Genomic DNA, 18,721 nt, shown 5'->3' on the forward strand with positions numbered 1-18,721 from the left:
GGCAATCATAATTGATCATTGCTGGAACACTTAATTCGTTCCGGGTTATGCTATTTTAAAAATGCAAAGAGACTGCTGGTGTTCCACTTTCCATTTTCAAGCATAAGCACATATATCCCGGCATTTAAATCATTGAATGAGCAGTCTAATTTATATCTTCCTGCATTCTTAAACCCATTTTCAATTATCCTTACCAGCCTGCCATCAATGGAATAGACTTTTAAAGAAATATGCCCTGCTTCAGGAATAGTATAAGTAATCACCGCATTATCCCGCACCGGATTGGGGGAAATATTTAAAGAAAATTTTTGTGGTTTTTCCTGTTTCTGCTCTTGGATACCCGTAATCGCCTGCCTGCCCCAGTACCACCTTGCCGGATGAGAATACTGCCAGCCCTTCCAGCACATCCATATCGGGTCTAAATCCGCAACCATATCCTGACCAAAGACATAAAAGAATTGATTATTCTGGGTATCAATCCGCTTGGCAATTTGCGCCAGCCCATGCCGATAACCAAAACTGCCTGTAATATTACGCGGTGTATGCCAGGTCAATCCTCCATCCGTTGAATAATTATAATACAGATTCCAAAACGCCAGTGAATCCTGTCCCGCTCCTGCCTGGGAATGCCAGAGACCAATGAGATAATCTCCACCCGTAGCAATCGTGGGATAGAAGTTCCTATTTAAGCCAGTAGATATTTCTCTACATACCTGCCCTGAACCCGGTGAGACATAGATTTTCCCAGTCATTGGATAATTGCCAGCAATATAATCCTGATAATCAATATTATCAAATATCAATTTGGGCTCACCATTGTCCATTACCACTGCTTGGGTCCAGAAGACTAAATTGGAATCAAAGGGCTCGGGCCAGACCATATTGTAAACCTGTTCTGATGACCAGTTTATCCCATCAGTGGTAGTGCGATAGTAGATATTCAAGAGTGTATCGTAGTAAAAGACATAGGCAATACCATTATTAATATCAAATCCCCAGTATCTACGATAATCAGGATTGATATAGCCACCAGCAAGCTGGGTCGTGAGATTGCAATTATAGGTGCGATAGATAATTTTTCTATCATCAGAATAGTTTTCTATAGTAACCGCAATAAATAATATGTTTCCATTCGGAAATTGCTTACCGATATTCCACCAGGCTTTATTTATTCCTGGTCCGAGGTCAACCGGTGGATCCCAATATGAAGACCACCAACCACCAGTTTCAAATATTCCTACCATTCTGGAATATGTTAGATAACCACAAGAAAGAGAGACATGAGGTCCAGAACCTGCAATATCAAAACCTGAGGCAATGGCAGATGGATATATAAACCCACCAAATTGACCTGTGTATACGCCGATATCAGTTAATGAAAAAGAAAAGAGGTTATCTGTTTGGGAAACATTCAAATATAAGCCGGTTCCAAATTCATGGCAAACAAATAATAGACTACCGACTAAAGCATTGTATGCCAGACATTCATGACTTTGTGTCCAAAGAGAGTAGGCGTAAACAGAGGAGTCAACAGGTGAAAAGGAATTTGAGTTAACTATCGGAGTGTGTGATAGATTGTAAGTTTTATGCTCTTGATTTAATAGCACTAGCTCAGGTGGATTAATAGGGATACTAATCGTCACTGCCCTACTAATTTGAATGAGAATAAGAAAGAAACAAATATTTCTCATAACTCCTCCTTATTACACAATAATATTATACCCCCCCAAAAAAAAGTCAAGTGGTTGGATAATCTTTTTGAAATTAGCAGAAGCATATTGACTTAAAGGTAAATATCAGTAATCTTAAAAAATGACAAAGAAAATTAGATTGATGAATGATAAACGTAAATCTGTAAAAGTGCCAGAGTTCATTATTCAGGGACATAATATCATTGACAGGATTTATGAAATCTTGCAAGAGCAGCATGTTCGTTTCAAAAAGATTCTTGTTTTATGTGACGAAAAAACATTTAAGATTGGCGGCAGAAGAATTGTCAAACTATTTAAGGAAAAAAATGTTTCAATTTCAAACAAGTTCATCAAAAAGAGCGATGAGAAGACTGTAAGATTGGTTGCAAATTTGATTAAAGAGCAAAAATTTGATTTAGTTATCGGTTTCGGAGGTGGTCGGGTTCTTGATGTTGCAAAAATTGCCGCAGGAAAGAACAGAATAAAATTTATAAGTATACCGACAATTCTATCTAATGATGGCATTGCCTCACCGGTTTCAGTGATCCTAAATAAAAAAGGAATACCAGTGAGCCATCTGACCAATCCCCCTTACGGAATAATCATAGATTTTAACATAATAAAAAAAGCACCAATAAGGCATCTGCGGTCAGGAGTAGGCGATCTGATCTCCAATCTTTCCGCCGTATTTGATTGTCGGCTGGCGAAAAGAAAAAAGAGAGAAAAAATCGATAATAAAATCCTGAGACTGGCGGAAATCGGTGCGAAGAAATTGTTAAAACTAAAAACGAAAAATATTAAGAGTCAGAAATTTCTTGAAGCGCTTTGTGATGGTCTGCTCAAAAGCGGTCTGGCAATGTGCCTTGTTGGTTCATCAAGGCCCGCAAGCGGGAGTGAGCATAAGATAAGCCATGCAATGGATTATTTATTCCCGGGGCGTGATGCCCTTCATGGTGAGCAGGTGGGGATTGCTACAATCTTTACAATGATGCTCCAGAAAAATCCATATTTAAAGGCGGTAGAACGGCTGTATAGAAATATCAACTTTCCCTGTGATATATCTTATTTAAAAATTAAATCTGACGATTTTATAAAAGTTGTTATATATGCAAAAAAAATTCGTCCCTTACGTTATACGATTTTAGAAGATAAAAAACCATCAAAAGAAGAAATCAAAAAAATTTTAATTCAAGACTTTTAGCAATATTATAGAACAAATTTTTTCCTCCAACATGTATTCATTCAATATCGCATTTTTGATAATTTGACTTTATTTTTATAATTCCGGCATTCTGGTAATTACCAGAATGCCGGAATGCTTATTGACAGAGCAGATAATTTTTATATAATGATACAATGAGAAGAAAAATGGCAGAGACCTATTATCGCGCTTCAAGATTCTGTAGGGTTTTGGGTAATCCCACCGCATATCAAATTTTGAAAATGCTGACAAAAGGAAAAATGACCCCGACCGACCTCAGTAACGAAATTGGCCTTTCTATTAAAACTATTTCAGATGTTCTTCGTAATCTGCGCCAGGTTGACCTGGTGAGGTATGATACATTTAGTAATCGTAAGGTGTATTATCTTAAGGACCGGGCGATTAAAAAAGTTCTCAGAAATTTAGAAACTTACGCTGATAAAATGAGGTTTAAAAAATGGTAGTCCGCATTCCGGTAATTACCAGAATACCAGAATTGGCAATTAAAATTAGGAATTAAATAATTAATATGAATGATTTGAATCATAATATGGAAAAATGGCAGCCAAATGAGGGGAAAAAACTCATAATTAATGTTGATGGGATTGATTATGCGCGATTGCCGGTAAAGACTCATATTATAACTGCTCAGGATGATATTTTTAAGATTGTTGAACAATATGTTCTTGGGCATTTAAAGGAAGGTGATGTGGTATTTTTAAGTGAACGAATAGTTGCAATCACACAGGGCAGGGCATTTCCAATTAAAGATATTAAACCATCGTGGCTTGCAAGGTTTCTTGTAAAATTTGTTCATAAATCACCTTATGGGATTGGTCTGGGTAGCCCCTGGACTATGGAACTGGCAATAAGGGAAGCAGGGATATTACGGATTCTTCTGGCGGCATTTGTTTCAGCTATTACCAAGCCTTTGGGTATAAAAGGTCTGTTTTATATTGTTGCGGGCAAATCAGTGGCTGCGATTGATGGACCCTGCCATTATACATTGCCACCATATAATGAATATGCAAAATTGGGACCGAAAAATCCGAATAAAGTTGCAGGACAATTAAAAGGAAGATTTAGATACGATTTTGTGATAATTGATGCCAATGATTTGGGTGTATCGGTGCTTGGTAAATCAGAGCCTAAAATAAGCGATGATTTCTGTAAAAAAGTATTTCGCGACAATCCTTTAGGACAATCAAGCCAGCAAACGCCGATTGCAATTGTACGAAGAGTTAAAAAATCTGATTAATATCCCTGTAATGCAGAGCGGTCAAGTTTTTCAAATTCATCTTCCCCATGTAATTTGGTTTCAAGTGTATGGACATCACAAGATTCTTTTGGCTCGGTACCTTTAATAAAAGGTTCTTCACGGGGTGTGGGACAGTATTCATTTGCAAGTAATCCAGATTTTGGACATATTTTACACCAAACAATTCCTTCAGGAACAGGAAAATCATCTGTTATAAGGGTGTCAATCCTTGATATTATCTCACCCCAGATCGGTGCTGAAACCACGCCACCGGTTGCACCCCGGAAAATTGTTTTGTTATCATCAAATCCGACCCAGACCCCTGCAGTATAATGGGGTGTAAAACCAATAAACCAGGCATCAGAATAATTATCAGTAGTCCCTGTTTTACCTGCAGCAGGACCTTTGTAGTATTTTCTTATTTCATACCCCGTTCCACCATCTACAACTGAACGCATCAAATTGACCATAAGATAACATGTTTGTTCAGAAAGTTTTTTCTCAGTGGCGGGTTTATTCATTTCAATGATGGTGCCATCTTTATTAACAATCTTCCTGATCATTATTAAAGACTTCTCTTCACCAAGATTGGCAATCGTGCTGAATGCTTGTGTTAGTTCAGCAAGGCTTACTTCACAGGAACCAAGTGCGAGTGACACCACCGGTAAAAGTTTTGATTTTATGCCTAAGCCATAGGCATACTTTACTACGAGATCCGGACCAACGATACGAATCAATCTTACCGCAACAAGATTTCGTGACAAAGCAAGTGCCTTTCGCATTGTTATGGGACCCAAAAACTTATGGTCATAATTCGCTGGACGATAGATACTGTCAGGTCCTGCGACTTCAAGGACAATCGGTAAATCAAGGACGAGATCCGCAGGTGTAAAGCCGTTATCAAGTGCTGCAAGGAATACAAAGACCTTGAATGAACTACCAGTCTGGCGTTTTGCCTGCGTTGCCCGGTTGAATTTGCTCTGGCTAAAATCTCTGCCGCCAATCATTGCTTTTATTTCCCCTTTTCTATGGTCAGCAATTATCAATGCACCCTGTAGATAGGGTGTGTTGTTTAATGTGTCAGGGATACCTGTGGAATCAATCTTGGCCTTTGTTATTTTAAATTTATAATCTTTTTCAATCGTCTTTAAATGTTTTTCCAGAACTTCTTCTGCAACCTCCTGGATATTTCTATTGATTGTAGTATAGATACTTGCACCACTACGATAAAGAAATTCCGCACCATACTTTAATTCAAGATGTCTTCTTAGTTCCTCAATGAAATATTCACCTACTGAATGTCCCTTTTTACGTTCCGCTACATTTAATGGTTCGTTTATTGCCTTGTTGTATTCTTCCTCAGTTATAATATGGTCCTTAAACATCTGTTTTAATACAAGGTCTCTTCTTGCCTTTGCCCTTTCGGGATAACGATAAGGAGATAAGTATTCCGGTGACTTAGGAAGGGCAACAAGCAGTGCCGATTCACTCAAAGTTAAATCCGAGATATTTTTATTGAAATAATAACGCGCGGCAGTTGCCACACCGTATCGCCCCTGACCAAAATTTACCTGATTTAAATATCGTTCAAGAATTTCATCCTTGGTATATGCCCTTTCAATCCTTAGTGCTAAGGCAATTTCTTTTAATTTACGGAGAATAGTTTTTTCCTGGGTAAGAAACATATTTCGTGCAAGTTGCATCGTTATTGTACTAAATCCCTGGGCAGCCCGAAGATGGAGTATATTCTGAATAACCGCTCGGAATATTGCCTTAACATCAACACCCCAGTGTTTATAAAATGTTTTATCTTCAATACATATAAAACCTTTTTTAAGATAATCAGGTACATCGCTTAAATTTGCTAACTCTCTTCTTTCAATAAAAAATTCAGTAAAAAGGCTGTCCTGGTCGTCATATACTTTTGTTGATACTGGTGGTGCATAAAAAGATATTGCTTCGGCAGGTGGAAGGTCATGGATAATCTGAATGTATAGTCCAAGGGCGAAACCAGCAATTACGGATAAAATTATAATTATCGCCCAGCGCAGACGGTGAGTTTTTTTCTTTTTATCTGAGGGCATCTTCGGTTTTGGCATCAAACAAGTATAATTTTTCCGGAGAAACTTTCAAGATTAACGATTCGTCAATTCTTGGTTTATATGTTTCGGGCACCTTTGCATGGACAGTAGTATTGTTAATTTTGCCATAGATATATGTATCTTCACCTATCGGTTCAATGATTTCCACCATGATTTTGAATTCAATACCGGATGCATCTGTAAAATCGCTTGGTCTAATACCCATTACGACATCACGATTTGCAAATTTTTCAAATTCAGAACTGAGTTTAATTGTAATATCCGAGTTTATAAATTTTATTTCATTTAAATCTTTTTTAATAACACCACTGATGAAATTCATTGGCGGAGAGCCAATAAATCCCGCAACAAATTTATTCGCGGGTTTTTTATAAAGGGTGATCGGGTCACTTATCTGTTGAATTTTGCCATTATTCATTACAACCACTTTTTCGCCAAGCGTCATTGCTTCAATCTGGTCATGGGTGACATAGACAATTGTGGCATTTAAAGTTTTATGTAGTCGTGATAATTCTCCACGCATTTGCACCCTTAATTTAGCATCAAGATTAGAAAGGGGCTCATCAAAGAGGAACAACTTTGGATTCCTGACAATTGCCCTTCCGAGTGCAACACGCTGACGCTGACCACCAGATAATTGTCTCGGTTTTCTATTTAAAAATTCTTTTAATCCAAGAGTATCGGCTGCCTTTAAAACCCTTTGTTCAATCTCTGATTTAGGTATTTTCCTGACACGCAATCCAAAAGCCATATTTTCAAAGACTGTCATATGGGGGTAGAGTGCATAGTTTTGAAATACCATTGCGATATCCCTTTTATCCGGGCTAATACCATTTACGCAAATATTATCAATGAATATCTTACCTTCTGATACTTCTTCCAATCCCGCAATCAATCTCAATATAGTTGTTTTGCCACAGCCTGAGGGTCCCAGTAATACAACAAATTCCTTATCATTGACCTTGAAATTTATATCCCGAACAGCAATTATGTTTTTATCATATATTTTAGAAACATTTTCCAATCTTAATTCAGCCATTTATGTTAAATGTGATTGTCAAACTGAAATTTTTCTCACTGAACTTTACAAATTATCTTCAGCAACCTTATCAGCGTATTGCGTAAATCGGTTCTGGATACAAGGAGGTCAATCATTCCGTGTTCCAGCATAAATTCAGAACGCTGGAATCCCGGAGGCAGTTTTTCCCCAATTGTTTGTTCAATAACCCTGGGACCTGTGAATCCTATGAGTGCACCAGGCTCGGCAATAATTATATCGCCCAGTGATGCATAGGATGCCATAACCCCAGCCATTGTTGGATGGGTAAGGATTGAGATATAAGGCATTCCTTCTTTTGCCAGAAGTGCAAGTTCGGCAGATGTCTTGGATAATTGCATCAAGGAAAATATTCCTTCCTGCATTCGTGCCCCACCGGATGTGGAGAGAATTATTAAAGGTTTTTTCTCGGTCCGTGCGAGTCTTATTGCCCTCGCTACCTTTTCACCTACCACCGAACCCATACTGCCACCCATAAAGGCAAAGTCCATTGTTGCAAAAATAACCGGTATTCCACCAATCTTAGCCCTTCCATATACTAATCCATCTTTTAATTTTGTAGATTGTTGAGCCGATTTCAATTTTTTCTTGTAATCAGGAAAATCAAGAGGATCGAGCGGTTCCATATCCGCATCAAGTTCTTCTATCATTCCTTCATCAAGCAAAAGGGCAATATAATCACGCGAGCCTATCCGGAAATGGAAATTACATTTTGGGCATATCCATATGCGCTTTTCAAGTTCAGTTTTATAAAGAATTTCACCGCAACTTTCGCATTTTACCCAGAGTCCTTCTGGCAATTCCAATTTTTCTTCGGGTTTTGCCTGGATTTTCTTTTTAAACCACATTAAGTTCCCCTTTTATCATAATAATTCAGCAATCTGGACTACATTGAGTGCAGCCCCTTTCCTGATATTATCTGCAACTATCCACATTGTTAATCCGTTCTCAAAGGCAAAATCTTTGCGAATCCGGCCAACAAAGACTTCATCTTTACCTGCAACTTGAATAGGTACTGGATAATCCTGGTCGTTTTCGCATAATATAACACCCGGTGCATTCCTTAAAATTTCTTTTGCCTCTGCTACTGAAATGGGATTTTCAAATTCTACACTCACTGCCTCACTATGTCCATAGAAAACTGGAATTCTGACACAGGTTGGACTTACAAGTATAGAATCATCATCAAAGATTTTTCTTGTTTCGTTAAGCATTTTCATCTCTTCGCTTGTATAACCAAGTTCATTGAACCTACCAATTTGTGGTATTATATTCGCCCCAATTTGATGTGGAAATACACTGTCTTCGAACCCTGGTACAGCCTGGTCCGCGGCGATATATTCAAGTTCTAATTTTAATTGTTCAACTGCAGACTTACCATATCCAGATACTGATTGATAGGTGGCGACAAATATGCGTTTAATTTTTGCCTTTTTATGCAGTGGGTATAAAGGTACGAGCATTTGAATTGTAGAGCAGTTTGGATTGGCAATGATTCCTTTATGCTCTTTGATTTTTTGGGGATTTATTTCAGGGATTACAAGCGGAACATCGGGGTCCATTCTAAATGCCGGAGAATTATCAATGACTATGCTTTTATCTTTGAATTTAGGAATGATTTCTTTAGAAAGGGGTTCATCTAAACAACCGAACACGATATCAACCTTTCCGATAAAGTCTTCGTATGTAGAGAAAACCTCATACTCACGGTCGCGAAAATGTATGGTCGTTCCTTCGCTTCTCTCCGATGCAAAAAGAAACAACTCTCCTATCGGAAAGTTGCGCTGTTCTAATATCTTTAAAACTTCCTGCCCAACAAGGCCAGTCGCACCAAGAATCAAAACTTTTTTCATAAACAATATTATATCCATAAAAATTGTCCAGTCAAGTGCCGCACATTTAATTCTTCACAAATTACGGGGTCTCTTGCCCAACGATAATGCAACAAGCATTATTTTTAAAATTTTTACGAATAAAAGCTGAGAACCGAATTTAGATAGATTGAAAACCTCTGTCTTGACATAAAGAAATATATGGTTATAATTATAATGTTATGAGCCAGAGATTTACTATAATCATCCTGGGTCGCAATAATTTTTTAGGGAGCATCTCTGTCTCAGGGCGTCTTCTCATTTCAATTTTTATTTTTTTTGGTATAATTACGCTCAGTTCTATTATCCTTTTTATCCATAATACCAGAGTATCTATTTCTGAAATTAAACAGAATATTGCTGAAGAACAGCACAGAGACCTTTCAAAAAGAATTGAGGAACTGAAAAATCGCATTACCGCATTAAGAAGGGCTTTGAGTGACCAGATTACAATTGATAATAAACAGCGTAATTTTCTTCAACTTGCCTCAATACACCCTGATATCTGGTCAATGGGTATTGGTGGCAGTAATCTTCCCAAAAGGTCAACAAATCTTTCTATCTACAATGCAAAACTCATTGAAAGTTTATATGAATCTATTGATGTTTTAAAAGGTCAAGCCAAATTGAGAGAAAAGAGTATTTGCGAACTTGAAAATAAAATATCTCAGAATTTTGATCTCTGGCGTCATATTCCTTCAATAAATCCTGTTCCTGGGGCAGAGATCAGTTCGGGTTTTGGTTATCGGGTTGATCCATTTGAGAAAGATGTGCGTATGCATGAGGGTGTGGATTTTAGTGCATCGCGGGGAACCCCGGTATATGCCACGGGTGATGGGATTGTGGTTTTTGCTGACTGGAATATGGGTTATGGTTATGTCGTTGATATTGATCATGGCTATGGATTTGTAACGAGGTATGCCCATCTCTCAAAAATTTTGGTTAAAGAAGGTGAAACAGTAAAGAGGGGGCAGATTATTGCAAGAGTTGGAGGAACAGGGAGGGCAATCTGCCCTCATTTACATTATGAGGTCATTGTTGCCGGGATAAAAGTAAATCCGATAAATTATATAGATTTCAGAGATATAATTATTGATTGAAATAATTATTTTAATTTTTAAATTCAATAAGAACTCCTAATGAATAACATTGTTGGAATGATTCTCGCTGGTGGCAGGGTTGATGAACTGCTCACCCTCACTGAAAAGAGACCAAAGGCAGCGGTTCCGGTATTTGGAATTTATCGGTTTATTGATTTTGTTTTAAGCAATATGATGCATTCAAAGATTGATAATGTAGGCGTTTTGTCGCAATTCAGACCATACAGCCTTATGCGTCATATTGGCAATGGTGAACACTGGGATTATATAGGTAGGAAGCGAGGAATTAGGATGCTGCCACCGTATAAGGGACTTAAAGAATCAGATTGGTACCGGGGAACTGCAGATGCAGTATATCAAAATATCTCTTTTATTGAAGAATTCAACCCTGAACATGTGCTAATCGCCGCTGCGGACCATATCTATTCTATGGACTATAAAAAGGTCTTTGCCTTTCATAAAAAGAAGAGGGCAGATGTTACCGTTTGTTTTACAAAGATAAAAAATAGATATCCCTGGTTCGGTTATGGTATTATGGAGAAGGATGGTAGACTCATTGAATATAAAGAGAAACCAAAGGAGCCAATGTCTGATTGGGTATCAATGACAGTCTATATTTTCCGAAAGGATATACTCTTTGATTTATTGAAAGAAAATTCCCATGCTGATTCTCATGAGTTTGGTAAAGATATAATTGCCTATTTACCCGGGCGCTGTGCAATTTATGGATATAAGTTCTATGATTACTGGTTTTATGCACGAACGATTGATATGTATTATAAAACAAATATGACATTACTTGAAGGCAAAATTAAATTACATAAATGGCAGGTATGTACTAATCTTATAGAAGGTTGTGCACTGAAAGATCGTCTGCCCGCGCGCATAGAGGGCAGGGTACTGAATTCTTATATTAGTGATGGCTGTGTGGTAAAGGGAACGGTTATAAACTCAATAATTTCACCGGGAGTAGTAGTTGAAGAGAATGCCGAAGTTATTGATTCTATTATATTCCATAATAGTATTATAAAAAGTAATGCCCGATTAAAAAAAGTTATATGTGATAAATTTTGCGAAATTGGAAAAGATGTAGAGATTGGACTTTTTGGCGCAAATATTCCATCAAAAGAATACAGGGAATTGCTCAACACAGGTATTACGATAATAGGAAAGGGAGTTAAGATTGCCCCTGCGGTAAGAATTGGTGCAAATACTGTTATATATGCGGATAAAGATATAAAAGAAACACTAATTGAACCGGGAAGTACACTGCGATGAAAAAAGAACTTATTGCTTTAATCCTTGCCGGCGGCGTTGGTTCGCGTTTGAGCATACTTGCACGATTGCGTGCCAAACCTGCAATCCCCTTCGGTGGCATTTATAGAATAATTGATTTTACAATGAGCAGTGTCGCCAACTCTAACATTGATGTTGTTGGTGTTCTTACTCAGTATAAACCATTATCATTAATGGAGCATATTGACAACGGTAGGCCATGGGATCTATTTGGAAAGACGAGGTTGGTTGAGATTTTACCACCGAAGACCGGAGAGGAAGTATCCGATTGGTACAAGGGAACATCAGATGCAGTCTATCAAAATCTTGGCTTTATTGAAGATTTTTCTCCAGAGATGGTAATAATTCTCTCAGGTGACCATATATACTATATGGATTATAACGACATGAGAGACTACCATATGAGAAAAAAAGCAGATGTTACGATCAGTTTTATTCGCGTTCCTTTTGAGCAGGCACATCATTTTGGTATAGCGAGATTAGATAAAAATGGCAGGATAATTGAGTGGATGGAAAAACCTAAAAAACCAAAATCTAACCTTGCTTCAATGGGTATTTATATATTCAATACAAAAATATTAAAAAATGCCTTAATAGAATCTGCAGGGAAAGGGGGGGGTGATTTTGCAAAAGATGTTATCCCTTTGATATTAAAAAATAAACTAAGGGTCTTTGGTTACGAATTCAATGGTTATTGGCGTGATGTGGGAACCATTGATGCATACTGGAATTGTAATATGGATTTATTAAGAAAAGGTTCGGGATTGGATATAGAATACTGGAATATAAGAACCAATCTTTTTGTGCGAGGTGAAATTGGTGCCAAACCATCAGCCTATATTGGTAGATGCTCAAGTGTATCCAATTCTCTAATTTCTTCGGGTTGTTTAATTGAAGGTATCGTTGAAAATTCAATCCTGTCGCCGGGGGTAGTTATTGAAGAGGGTGCGAGGGTGATTGATTCGGTTATTTTTCATAATACAATTGTGAAAAAGAATGCGGTGGTAATAAAGGCAATAATTGATAAGAATGTAAAGATTGGTAGAAAAGCATTCATCGGTTACGGAGAATCTTTGCCTAACACAGCCCTGGGTATGAATTTATCGACCGGGATCTCTGTTATCGGCAAGAATGCGGTTATTCCTGAAGGAATAATTATTGGAAAAAATTGTATCATCTCATCTGGAATTGATTTAAGCAAATCCAAAATAAAAAAAATTAAATCCGGCTCAACATTGTGATATTCTTGTTTTATCATCAAAATCTAACTTATAATTTTTTACAAAAAGTTCTTCAAAATCATAGACATCTTTAAAATCTTCAATCTTATCTTCCTCAGTTTTACTTAATATCCCTTCGTTTACCATATTAAATACGATATTGCCGAAATCAATAGTTTTTTTGACACCCCAGTATTCAAATACCATTTTTGCCATAGGTCCAAATCTTTTTAACCCCAACTCTTTTATACCTTCAAGTAGCTGCCTTCCGGTGACATGTTTTTCAACTTTGAATTTCTCACGTGCGTAATACAAAGCTTCAAGCACAAATATATACGCCTCAATCTTATAGCGGGGGTCTTTTTCAATAATTTTATCAAAATGTGAATTTTTAGCCATTGATAAAAATATATATATATTTATAGCTCAGTCAAGGGCACAAAATCTACTACTATTGACAATCCATTTTATTTTTGTAATATCTTTATCGGGAACAAATATGAAATTAGGAATTGCGTTGGGTGGCGGTGGTGCCAAAGGGCTTGCCCATATTGGTGTGCTTGAAATGCTTGAGGAAAATAGAATAAGATTGAATTATGTTGCAGGGACATCAATTGGCGCAATGGTGGGCGCAATATATTGCTTACAAGGGAGTGCAAAAAATCTAAGAGAAATTACCAAAAGTATCGTTGAATCTGAAGAGTTTAAAAAACTTGAAATTGATAAATTTTATTCACGGGGTGCCAATAAATTTGAAACCTTTAAGAAAAAATTATTTGAGAAATATTATTACGGTACACTGTTCTTCAAAAAATCAATTCTTAAAATAGAGGCAACCGAAAAATTATTGAAGCGAATTTTTGCGGACAAGACATTTAGTGATTTGAAAATTCCTTTTGTTTGCAATAGTCTTGATATCAATTCAGGAAACGAAGTCATATTTACTACAGGTCCGCTTTACAGGGCGGTATGGGCAAGTTGTGCCATTCCCGGTGTTTTTCCTGCATTATACAACGATGATAAGATTCTAATTGATGGAGGAACGATAAATAATATTCCAATAGAACCGTTGAAAGAGATTGGTGCGAAGATTATTATTGCGGTGTATCTTGGTGATATTCCCAGGTTTGAAAAAGAACCCGACACCGGTTTTCTGATCACCCAGCGTGCCCTTTCTTTTATGAAATATCATCTTGATAAAAGAATTTTAAAACTTGCAGATTGTGTTATAAAACCAGAACTAAATGAACATCACTGGGCTGATTTTACTGCTCGTGAAGATTTGATTCAAAAAGGCAGAGAAGCAGTACTACAGAATATTGATAAGATAAAGGAAATCACAAGATTCTGGTATAGGTTAAGAAAGAGTTTTCTGCAAAAATAAAGTCTTTAAAAATAAAAAGGGGCTGATTTCCAGCCCCTTTTAAACCAGCGTCTCAACTCATTAACCGCCAACTGCTTTCTTCTGATATTCATTCCAGCGATTTTCAAGATTGGGATCAGCCATTGTTTCAAGAATGTAGTCACAGAATTCTCTACCTGTGGCACCAGTCGCCCTTCCGGTCATTATCAGTTTCTTTTCAAACTGTCCGCAGATATCAAGCGCCATCTCAAGCTTCCTGCCCAGTTCTACATAGCCAATGTGATTTAAAAGCATCGCGCCAGCACGAATTACACTGCTCGGGTCAGCGTACTGTGTTCTTCCTTCAGTAACCATCCTTGGTGCACTTCCATGGATTGCCTCAAACATTGCATAGCGTTTTCCAATATTGGCGCTTCCTGCTGTGCCTACACCACCCTGGAATTCTGCTGCCTCGTCGGTGAGAATATCACCATAGAGATTGGGCAACACGAGCACCTGGAATTCAGTCCGTCTTTTTGTATCAACAAGCTTTGCAGTCATAATATCAATGAACCAATCATCGGCATTAATTCCGGGATATTCCTTGGCAATCTCATAGAATGTTTTTAAGAATAATCCATCCGTTGTCTTTACAACATTTGCCTTTGTTACTGCGGTAACCCGCGTTTTATTATTTCTTTTCGCATGTTCAAATGCAAGCCTGATTATTCTGTCGCTTCCCGGCCTGGTTATCATTTTGAAATCTATTGCCAAATCGGGTGTTACCTCAATGCCAAATGGTCCGAGTGCATATACATCCTCGGTATTTTCCCTAAAGAATATCCAGTCAATACCCTGGGATGGAACACGCACTGGACGGACATTCGCAAAGAGGTCAAGTTCTTTTCTGATTGCAACATTAGCACTTTCAATATTGGGCCAGGGGTCGCCTTTCTTTGGAGTTGTTGTGGGTCCTTTAAGTAATACATGGCATTTTCTAATTTCTTCCAGAACTTCATCAGGGATTGCCTTCATAACTTCCGCACGGCGCTCAATTGTACATCCTTCAATCACCCTGAATTCAATCTTGCCTTTTTTTACTTCGTCTTTTAATAGATGCTCAAGCACGCGCTGTGCCTCACCTGTGATATAGGGACCTATGCCATCGCCACCAATCACTCCTATTATTATTGGTTTTACTTTTGAATAATCAATCCAGTCTTCTGCCTTTTTTATTGTTTGAACTCTTTTTAGTTGTTTTACCAATATCCCACCGAAGTGTTCCATTGCCTTTACAACGGAACGGGGATATTCTACTTTCTCAGCTTTTTTTACAGCCTTTTTCTTGACCGCTGGTTTCTTCTTTAATTTTTTTGTCTTTTTTGCCATATATAACTCCTTTTAATCTAATTTAAAATCTCCGTGTTTCTCAATGTGGGCTAATAGACCTCCATCATTGAGAATATTTATCATTGCCTTGGGTAGCGGATGGACCTTTAATTCAATATTTTTGGTTAGATTTTTAACCAACCCTTTTTGAAGATCTACTTCAAGTTCATCACCTGTATCAATCTTATCGGTATCACACTCAATAAGGGGCAGACCGATATTGATTGCATTCCTATAGAAGATACGTGCGAATGATTTTGCCAGCACCGCACTTACACCGGCAATCTTTATTATCGTTGGTGCATGTTCCCTTGAACTGCCTAGACCGAAGTTATTCCCAGCGACGACAAAATCTCCCTTGGACATTTTTTGAACAAACTGCGGGTCGGCATCCTCAAGGACATGTTTTGCAAGTTCTTCAAGATTGGACCTGAGATGGAAATACCGGCCCGGACAGATTAAGTCCGTTGATATATCATCACCGAATTTCCACGCCTTTCCCTTTAGAACCATTTATTCCTCCACTATCCTTTCTTCACGGTCTCCTTTACCCATTTTGTGGTAACAGATTTCGGTCTTTCAATCGCTTCACCAAGCGCTCTACTGACAATCAACTGGGCACACATACCCATTGCCCTTGATACACCAAAGAGCACTGTATAATACTCAAATTCTGTAAGTCCAAAATGGTAAAGAAGACATCCGGATGCCGCATCAACATTGGGCCAGGGGTCTTTTACCTTACCTTGCTCTTTCAAGACTTGAGGCACTACCTTGAATACCTTGGCAACAATCTGATAGAGCTCATCTTCTGGGCAGACCCTTGCACCAAACTCATGGAATGCATCAAATCTTGGGTCAGTAATTCTCAGTACTGCATGTCCATAACCAGGTATTACCTGTCCTGCATTAAGTGTATCCCAGGCAAATTGTCTTAAATCCTGATCACTCGGGACACCGCCGAATTTTTCCCTTACTTTTATAATCCAGGCAAGACATTCCTGGTTTGCAAGTCCATGGAGTGGACCGGCAAGTCCGTTTAAACCGGCAGATACTGCATAATATGGGTCTGATAAGGCAGAACCAACACAATGGCAGGTATGGGCACTGACATTTCCACTTTCATGGTCTGAATGCAAAACCATATAGAGTCTCATTAAATTCTTGAATTCACCGGTTGGATCTGGTATTCCCAGCATATGTGCATAATCACCTGCCCAATCAAGGTTAGGGTCAGAATCAATCAGGGGTCCTTTATTGAATCTCATCCGGTATATTCCCGCAGCGATTGCCGGTAGTTTGGCAATCAGATTCAATGAATCCTCAAGCGTCCATTCCCAGTATTCTTCTTTTTTCATTCCTTCGGTATATTTTTTTCGGAATAGAGAGTCCCTTTCCATCGCCAGTATCGCAAGGCTGAACATCGCCATAGGATGCGAATCTTTTGGCATTGCCTTCAGGACATCCCATACATAATCAGGTACTTTGGAGCGCCTCTTCAAATCTTTTTTCACTTCCTCGGTAGCCTCTTTGTCTGGAAGGTCACCAATGATAAGGAGATAAAGAACCTCTTCGGGTAGTTTATTTTTTAATTGTACGATTGGTATTTCCCGTATTATCAATCCCTTATCTGGCGGAACTTCGGATGTATCACATATCAATGCCTTTACGCCCCGCATTCCACCATAAGCCTGGCTTACTGTGACTTCAGATATGACCTTGTCACCGTACTCCTTTACCAAATTTTTTATTTCATCTCGCCATAAAGGAATCTTTTCTTTTAATTTTAATTTAATTATATCCATAAATTACTCCTTTCTTTTTGTTTTTTTCTTTTTTAAAATCTCTCTCGGGTCGCTGATAACCCCTTTGATTGCTGAATATGCAGCAGTTGCTGGTGATGATAGATAAATAAAACCTTCGGGATTACCCATTCTTCCTTTAAAATTACGGTTGGCAGTTGAAAGGCATACTTCACCATCTCCAAGAATACCTTCATGGACACCAACACAGGGTCCACAGCCAGGACCGAGGATTATTCCGCCTGCTCGGACAAATACATCCAGAAGGCCGAGTTTCATCGCTTCAAGGAATACCATTCTTGAGGCCGGAACGACGATCAACCTGACCCCAGGGGCAACCTTTTTGCCTTTCAAAATGCTCGCTGCAATCTTTAAATCCTCAATCCTTCCGTTTGTACAGGTGCCGATGAATACCTGATGAATCTTTGTTCCTTTTAATTCTTTAACCGGCTTGGTATTGTCAACTGTATGAGGACAGGCAACTTGTGGCTCAAGTTTACTGGCATCTATCTCAATAATCCGCTCGTATTTTGCATCTTTATCAGGTGCAAGTGGACGCCAATCCTTTAATCTCCCCATTCTTTTTAGATATTCACGGGTTATTTTATCAGAGGCGATTAGCCCAGTCTTTGCACCTGCTTCAACCGCCATATTGGATAATGTAAAGCGTGATTCCATAGACATATTATCTATTGTCTCACCACCAAATTCTAATGCCTTATAGGTAGCACCATCAGCTCCAATCATACCAATGAGATATAATATCAAATCCTTGGCACCGACCCCAGGCTGGAACTTGCCTTTAACTTCGATTCTGAATGTTTCAGGAACCTTGAACCATGTTCTACCCATTGCCATTCCAATCGCAACATCGGTTGACCCCATGCCTGTGGCAAAGGCACCCAGGGCGCCTGAGGTACAGGAATGGGAGTCTGCGCCAATAACAACATCACCGGGTTTGGCAAAAGATTCAACAAGCCTTTGATGTATAACACCATCACCCACTTCGGAGAGGATTGCGCCTGATTTGGCACAGAATTCACGCAATAACATATGGTCGTTGGATAGTTCCTTGCGCGGGGAAGGTGCAGCGTGGTCAATAAATACAATAGATTTTGGTGCACGGACTTTTTCAACTTTGAGTTTCTGGATCTGGCGCACTCCAAGCGGACCGGTCCCATCCTGGAACGCCGCCACATCTACCTTGGCGATTACAATCTGACCTGCATAGGCATCCTGACCGCTTTTTTCGGATAAAATCTTTTCAGCCAATGTTTTTCCCATTATTCAACCTCCCGATTTATAATAACATTGCCAGGATAATGAATCCGGGCTACTATTATAAAAAATGTTAGACAATTTTAATATAACTTGCTTTGTAATCCCAGAATG

The 18,721-nt window shown here is 38.5% G+C and carries 17 protein-coding genes; 7 read left to right on the forward strand and 10 right to left on the reverse strand.

Annotated elements, in window-relative coordinates; all coding sequences use genetic code 11:
• Positions 1-50: 50 nt before the first annotated feature.
• Positions 51-1,691 (reverse strand): T9SS type A sorting domain-containing protein, encoded by a 1,641-nt coding sequence (locus ABIL69_05730; GenBank protein MEO0123489.1) that lies wholly within the window; start codon positions 1,689-1,691, stop codon positions 51-53.
• A gap of 121 nt (positions 1,692-1,812) precedes the next feature.
• On the opposite strand from ABIL69_05730, the gene ABIL69_05735 reads away from it, so the two are divergent.
• From ABIL69_05735 to ABIL69_05745, 3 genes are all read left to right on the forward strand, one after another.
• Positions 1,813-2,892, forward strand: coding sequence for an iron-containing alcohol dehydrogenase (locus tag ABIL69_05735; protein MEO0123490.1), 1,080 nt, complete (start codon positions 1,813-1,815; stop codon positions 2,890-2,892).
• Between the two features lie 155 nt (positions 2,893-3,047).
• Positions 3,048-3,356, forward strand: a complete 309-nt coding sequence (locus ABIL69_05740) for a winged helix-turn-helix domain-containing protein (protein ID MEO0123491.1) — start codon at positions 3,048-3,050, stop codon at positions 3,354-3,356.
• A 65-nt stretch (positions 3,357-3,421) separates the two neighbouring features.
• A complete protein-coding gene (locus ABIL69_05745; protein ID MEO0123492.1) occupies positions 3,422-4,150 on the forward strand; it encodes a coenzyme F420-0:L-glutamate ligase in 729 nt (242 codons plus the stop codon).
• On the opposite strand, the gene ABIL69_05750 is transcribed toward ABIL69_05745, so the two are convergent.
• The 4 genes from ABIL69_05750 to ABIL69_05765 are packed head-to-tail and all read right to left on the reverse strand — an operon-like array spanning position 4,147 to position 9,162.
• Positions 4,147-6,249, reverse strand: a complete 2,103-nt coding sequence (locus tag ABIL69_05750; protein MEO0123493.1) for a PBP1A family penicillin-binding protein — start codon at positions 6,247-6,249, stop codon at positions 4,147-4,149. The two genes, ABIL69_05745 and ABIL69_05750, sit on opposite strands and share 4 nt — an antisense overlap.
• On the reverse strand, positions 6,221-7,291 hold the full coding sequence (ugpC, locus tag ABIL69_05755) for a sn-glycerol-3-phosphate ABC transporter ATP-binding protein UgpC (protein MEO0123494.1): 1,071 nt from the start codon (positions 7,289-7,291) through the stop codon (positions 6,221-6,223). The genes ABIL69_05750 and ugpC overlap by 29 nt, the downstream gene beginning before the upstream one ends.
• Before the next feature lie 35 nt (positions 7,292-7,326).
• Positions 7,327-8,157: an acetyl-CoA carboxylase, carboxyltransferase subunit beta gene (gene accD, locus ABIL69_05760; protein MEO0123495.1), complete on the reverse strand. Its 831-nt coding sequence runs from the start codon at positions 8,155-8,157 to the stop codon at positions 7,327-7,329.
• 15 nt (positions 8,158-8,172) lie between these two features.
• A complete protein-coding gene (locus ABIL69_05765) occupies positions 8,173-9,162 on the reverse strand; it encodes an aspartate-semialdehyde dehydrogenase (protein ID MEO0123496.1) in 990 nt (329 codons plus the stop codon).
• A 200-nt stretch (positions 9,163-9,362) separates the two neighbouring features.
• Here ABIL69_05765 and ABIL69_05770 point away from each other — a divergent pair, with 200 nt between their 5' ends.
• Genes ABIL69_05770 through ABIL69_05780 form a run of 3 tightly spaced genes read left to right on the forward strand, consistent with a single transcriptional unit; the run spans position 9,363 to position 12,817 of the window.
• Positions 9,363-10,280 (forward strand): M23 family metallopeptidase, encoded by a 918-nt coding sequence (locus ABIL69_05770; protein ID MEO0123497.1) that lies wholly within the window; start codon positions 9,363-9,365, stop codon positions 10,278-10,280.
• A gap of 39 nt (positions 10,281-10,319) precedes the next feature.
• Entirely contained in the window at positions 10,320-11,558 is a 1,239-nt protein-coding gene (locus tag ABIL69_05775) for a sugar phosphate nucleotidyltransferase (protein MEO0123498.1), read from the forward strand.
• Positions 11,555-12,817, forward strand: coding sequence for a sugar phosphate nucleotidyltransferase (locus ABIL69_05780; protein ID MEO0123499.1), 1,263 nt, complete (start codon positions 11,555-11,557; stop codon positions 12,815-12,817). The genes ABIL69_05775 and ABIL69_05780 overlap by 4 nt, the downstream gene beginning before the upstream one ends.
• Here ABIL69_05780 and ABIL69_05785 read toward each other — a convergent pair.
• Positions 12,806-13,195 carry a Minf_1886 family protein gene (locus ABIL69_05785; protein MEO0123500.1) on the reverse strand — a complete coding sequence of 130 codons (390 nt, stop codon included), beginning with the start codon at positions 13,193-13,195 and terminating at the stop codon, positions 12,806-12,808. The two genes, ABIL69_05780 and ABIL69_05785, sit on opposite strands and share 12 nt — an antisense overlap.
• Before the next feature lie 100 nt (positions 13,196-13,295).
• Between ABIL69_05785 and ABIL69_05790 the strand changes: the two genes are divergently transcribed.
• Positions 13,296-14,180, forward strand: coding sequence for a patatin-like phospholipase family protein (locus tag ABIL69_05790; protein MEO0123501.1), 885 nt, complete (start codon positions 13,296-13,298; stop codon positions 14,178-14,180).
• Positions 14,181-14,240: 60 nt separating this feature from the next.
• Here ABIL69_05790 and ABIL69_05795 read toward each other — a convergent pair whose 3' ends face one another.
• The 4 genes from ABIL69_05795 to ABIL69_05810 form a co-directional block, all read right to left on the reverse strand.
• The gene (locus ABIL69_05795) at positions 14,241-15,425 is read right to left on the reverse strand and encodes an isocitrate/isopropylmalate family dehydrogenase (GenBank protein MEO0123502.1); all 1,185 of its coding nucleotides are present in this window, start codon (positions 15,423-15,425) and stop codon (positions 14,241-14,243) included.
• A 114-nt stretch (positions 15,426-15,539) separates the two neighbouring features.
• Positions 15,540-16,040: a 3-isopropylmalate dehydratase small subunit gene (locus ABIL69_05800; protein ID MEO0123503.1), complete on the reverse strand. Its 501-nt coding sequence runs from the start codon at positions 16,038-16,040 to the stop codon at positions 15,540-15,542.
• An 11-nt stretch (positions 16,041-16,051) separates the two neighbouring features.
• Complete coding sequence (locus ABIL69_05805) at positions 16,052-17,332, reverse strand: citrate (Si)-synthase (GenBank protein MEO0123504.1); 1,281 nt, start codon at positions 17,330-17,332, stop codon at positions 16,052-16,054.
• Positions 17,333-17,335: 3 nt separating this feature from the next.
• Positions 17,336-18,613: a 3-isopropylmalate dehydratase large subunit gene (locus ABIL69_05810; GenBank protein ID MEO0123505.1), complete on the reverse strand. Its 1,278-nt coding sequence runs from the start codon at positions 18,611-18,613 to the stop codon at positions 17,336-17,338.
• Between the last annotated feature and the right edge of the window lie 108 nt (positions 18,614-18,721).

The organism is candidate division WOR-3 bacterium, from assembly GCA_039802005.1.
Lineage (GTDB): Bacteria > Hydrothermota > Tepidihabitantia > SM23-42 > JAOAFX01 > JAOAFX01.

What these genes read in the sequence shown, in the direction of transcription:
- ABIL69_05730 (MEO0123489.1), bottom strand. Translation starts at nt 1,691, where the DNA reads ATGAGAAATATTTGTTTCTTTCTTATTCTCATTCAAATTAGTAGGGCA.
- ABIL69_05735 (MEO0123490.1), top strand. Translation starts at nt 1,813, where the DNA reads ATGACAAAGAAAATTAGATTGATGAATGATAAACGTAAATCTGTAAAA.
- ABIL69_05740 (MEO0123491.1), top strand. Translation starts at nt 3,048, where the DNA reads ATGAGAAGAAAAATGGCAGAGACCTATTATCGCGCTTCAAGATTCTGT.
- ABIL69_05745 (MEO0123492.1), top strand. Translation starts at nt 3,422, where the DNA reads ATGAATGATTTGAATCATAATATGGAAAAATGGCAGCCAAATGAGGGG.
- ABIL69_05750 (MEO0123493.1), bottom strand. Translation starts at nt 6,249, where the DNA reads ATGCCAAAACCGAAGATGCCCTCAGATAAAAAGAAAAAAACTCACCGT.
- ugpC (MEO0123494.1), bottom strand. Translation starts at nt 7,291, where the DNA reads ATGGCTGAATTAAGATTGGAAAATGTTTCTAAAATATATGATAAAAAC.
- accD (MEO0123495.1), bottom strand. Translation starts at nt 8,157, where the DNA reads ATGTGGTTTAAAAAGAAAATCCAGGCAAAACCCGAAGAAAAATTGGAA.
- ABIL69_05765 (MEO0123496.1), bottom strand. Translation starts at nt 9,162, where the DNA reads ATGAAAAAAGTTTTGATTCTTGGTGCGACTGGCCTTGTTGGGCAGGAA.
- ABIL69_05770 (MEO0123497.1), top strand. Translation starts at nt 9,363, where the DNA reads ATGAGCCAGAGATTTACTATAATCATCCTGGGTCGCAATAATTTTTTA.
- ABIL69_05775 (MEO0123498.1), top strand. Translation starts at nt 10,320, where the DNA reads ATGAATAACATTGTTGGAATGATTCTCGCTGGTGGCAGGGTTGATGAA.
- ABIL69_05780 (MEO0123499.1), top strand. Translation starts at nt 11,555, where the DNA reads ATGAAAAAAGAACTTATTGCTTTAATCCTTGCCGGCGGCGTTGGTTCG.
- ABIL69_05785 (MEO0123500.1), bottom strand. Translation starts at nt 13,195, where the DNA reads ATGGCTAAAAATTCACATTTTGATAAAATTATTGAAAAAGACCCCCGC.
- ABIL69_05790 (MEO0123501.1), top strand. Translation starts at nt 13,296, where the DNA reads ATGAAATTAGGAATTGCGTTGGGTGGCGGTGGTGCCAAAGGGCTTGCC.
- ABIL69_05795 (MEO0123502.1), bottom strand. Translation starts at nt 15,425, where the DNA reads ATGGAACACTTCGGTGGGATATTGGTAAAACAACTAAAAAGAGTTCAA.
- ABIL69_05800 (MEO0123503.1), bottom strand. Translation starts at nt 16,040, where the DNA reads ATGGTTCTAAAGGGAAAGGCGTGGAAATTCGGTGATGATATATCAACG.
- ABIL69_05805 (MEO0123504.1), bottom strand. Translation starts at nt 17,332, where the DNA reads ATGGATATAATTAAATTAAAATTAAAAGAAAAGATTCCTTTATGGCGA.
- ABIL69_05810 (MEO0123505.1), bottom strand. Translation starts at nt 18,613, where the DNA reads ATGGGAAAAACATTGGCTGAAAAGATTTTATCCGAAAAAAGCGGTCAG.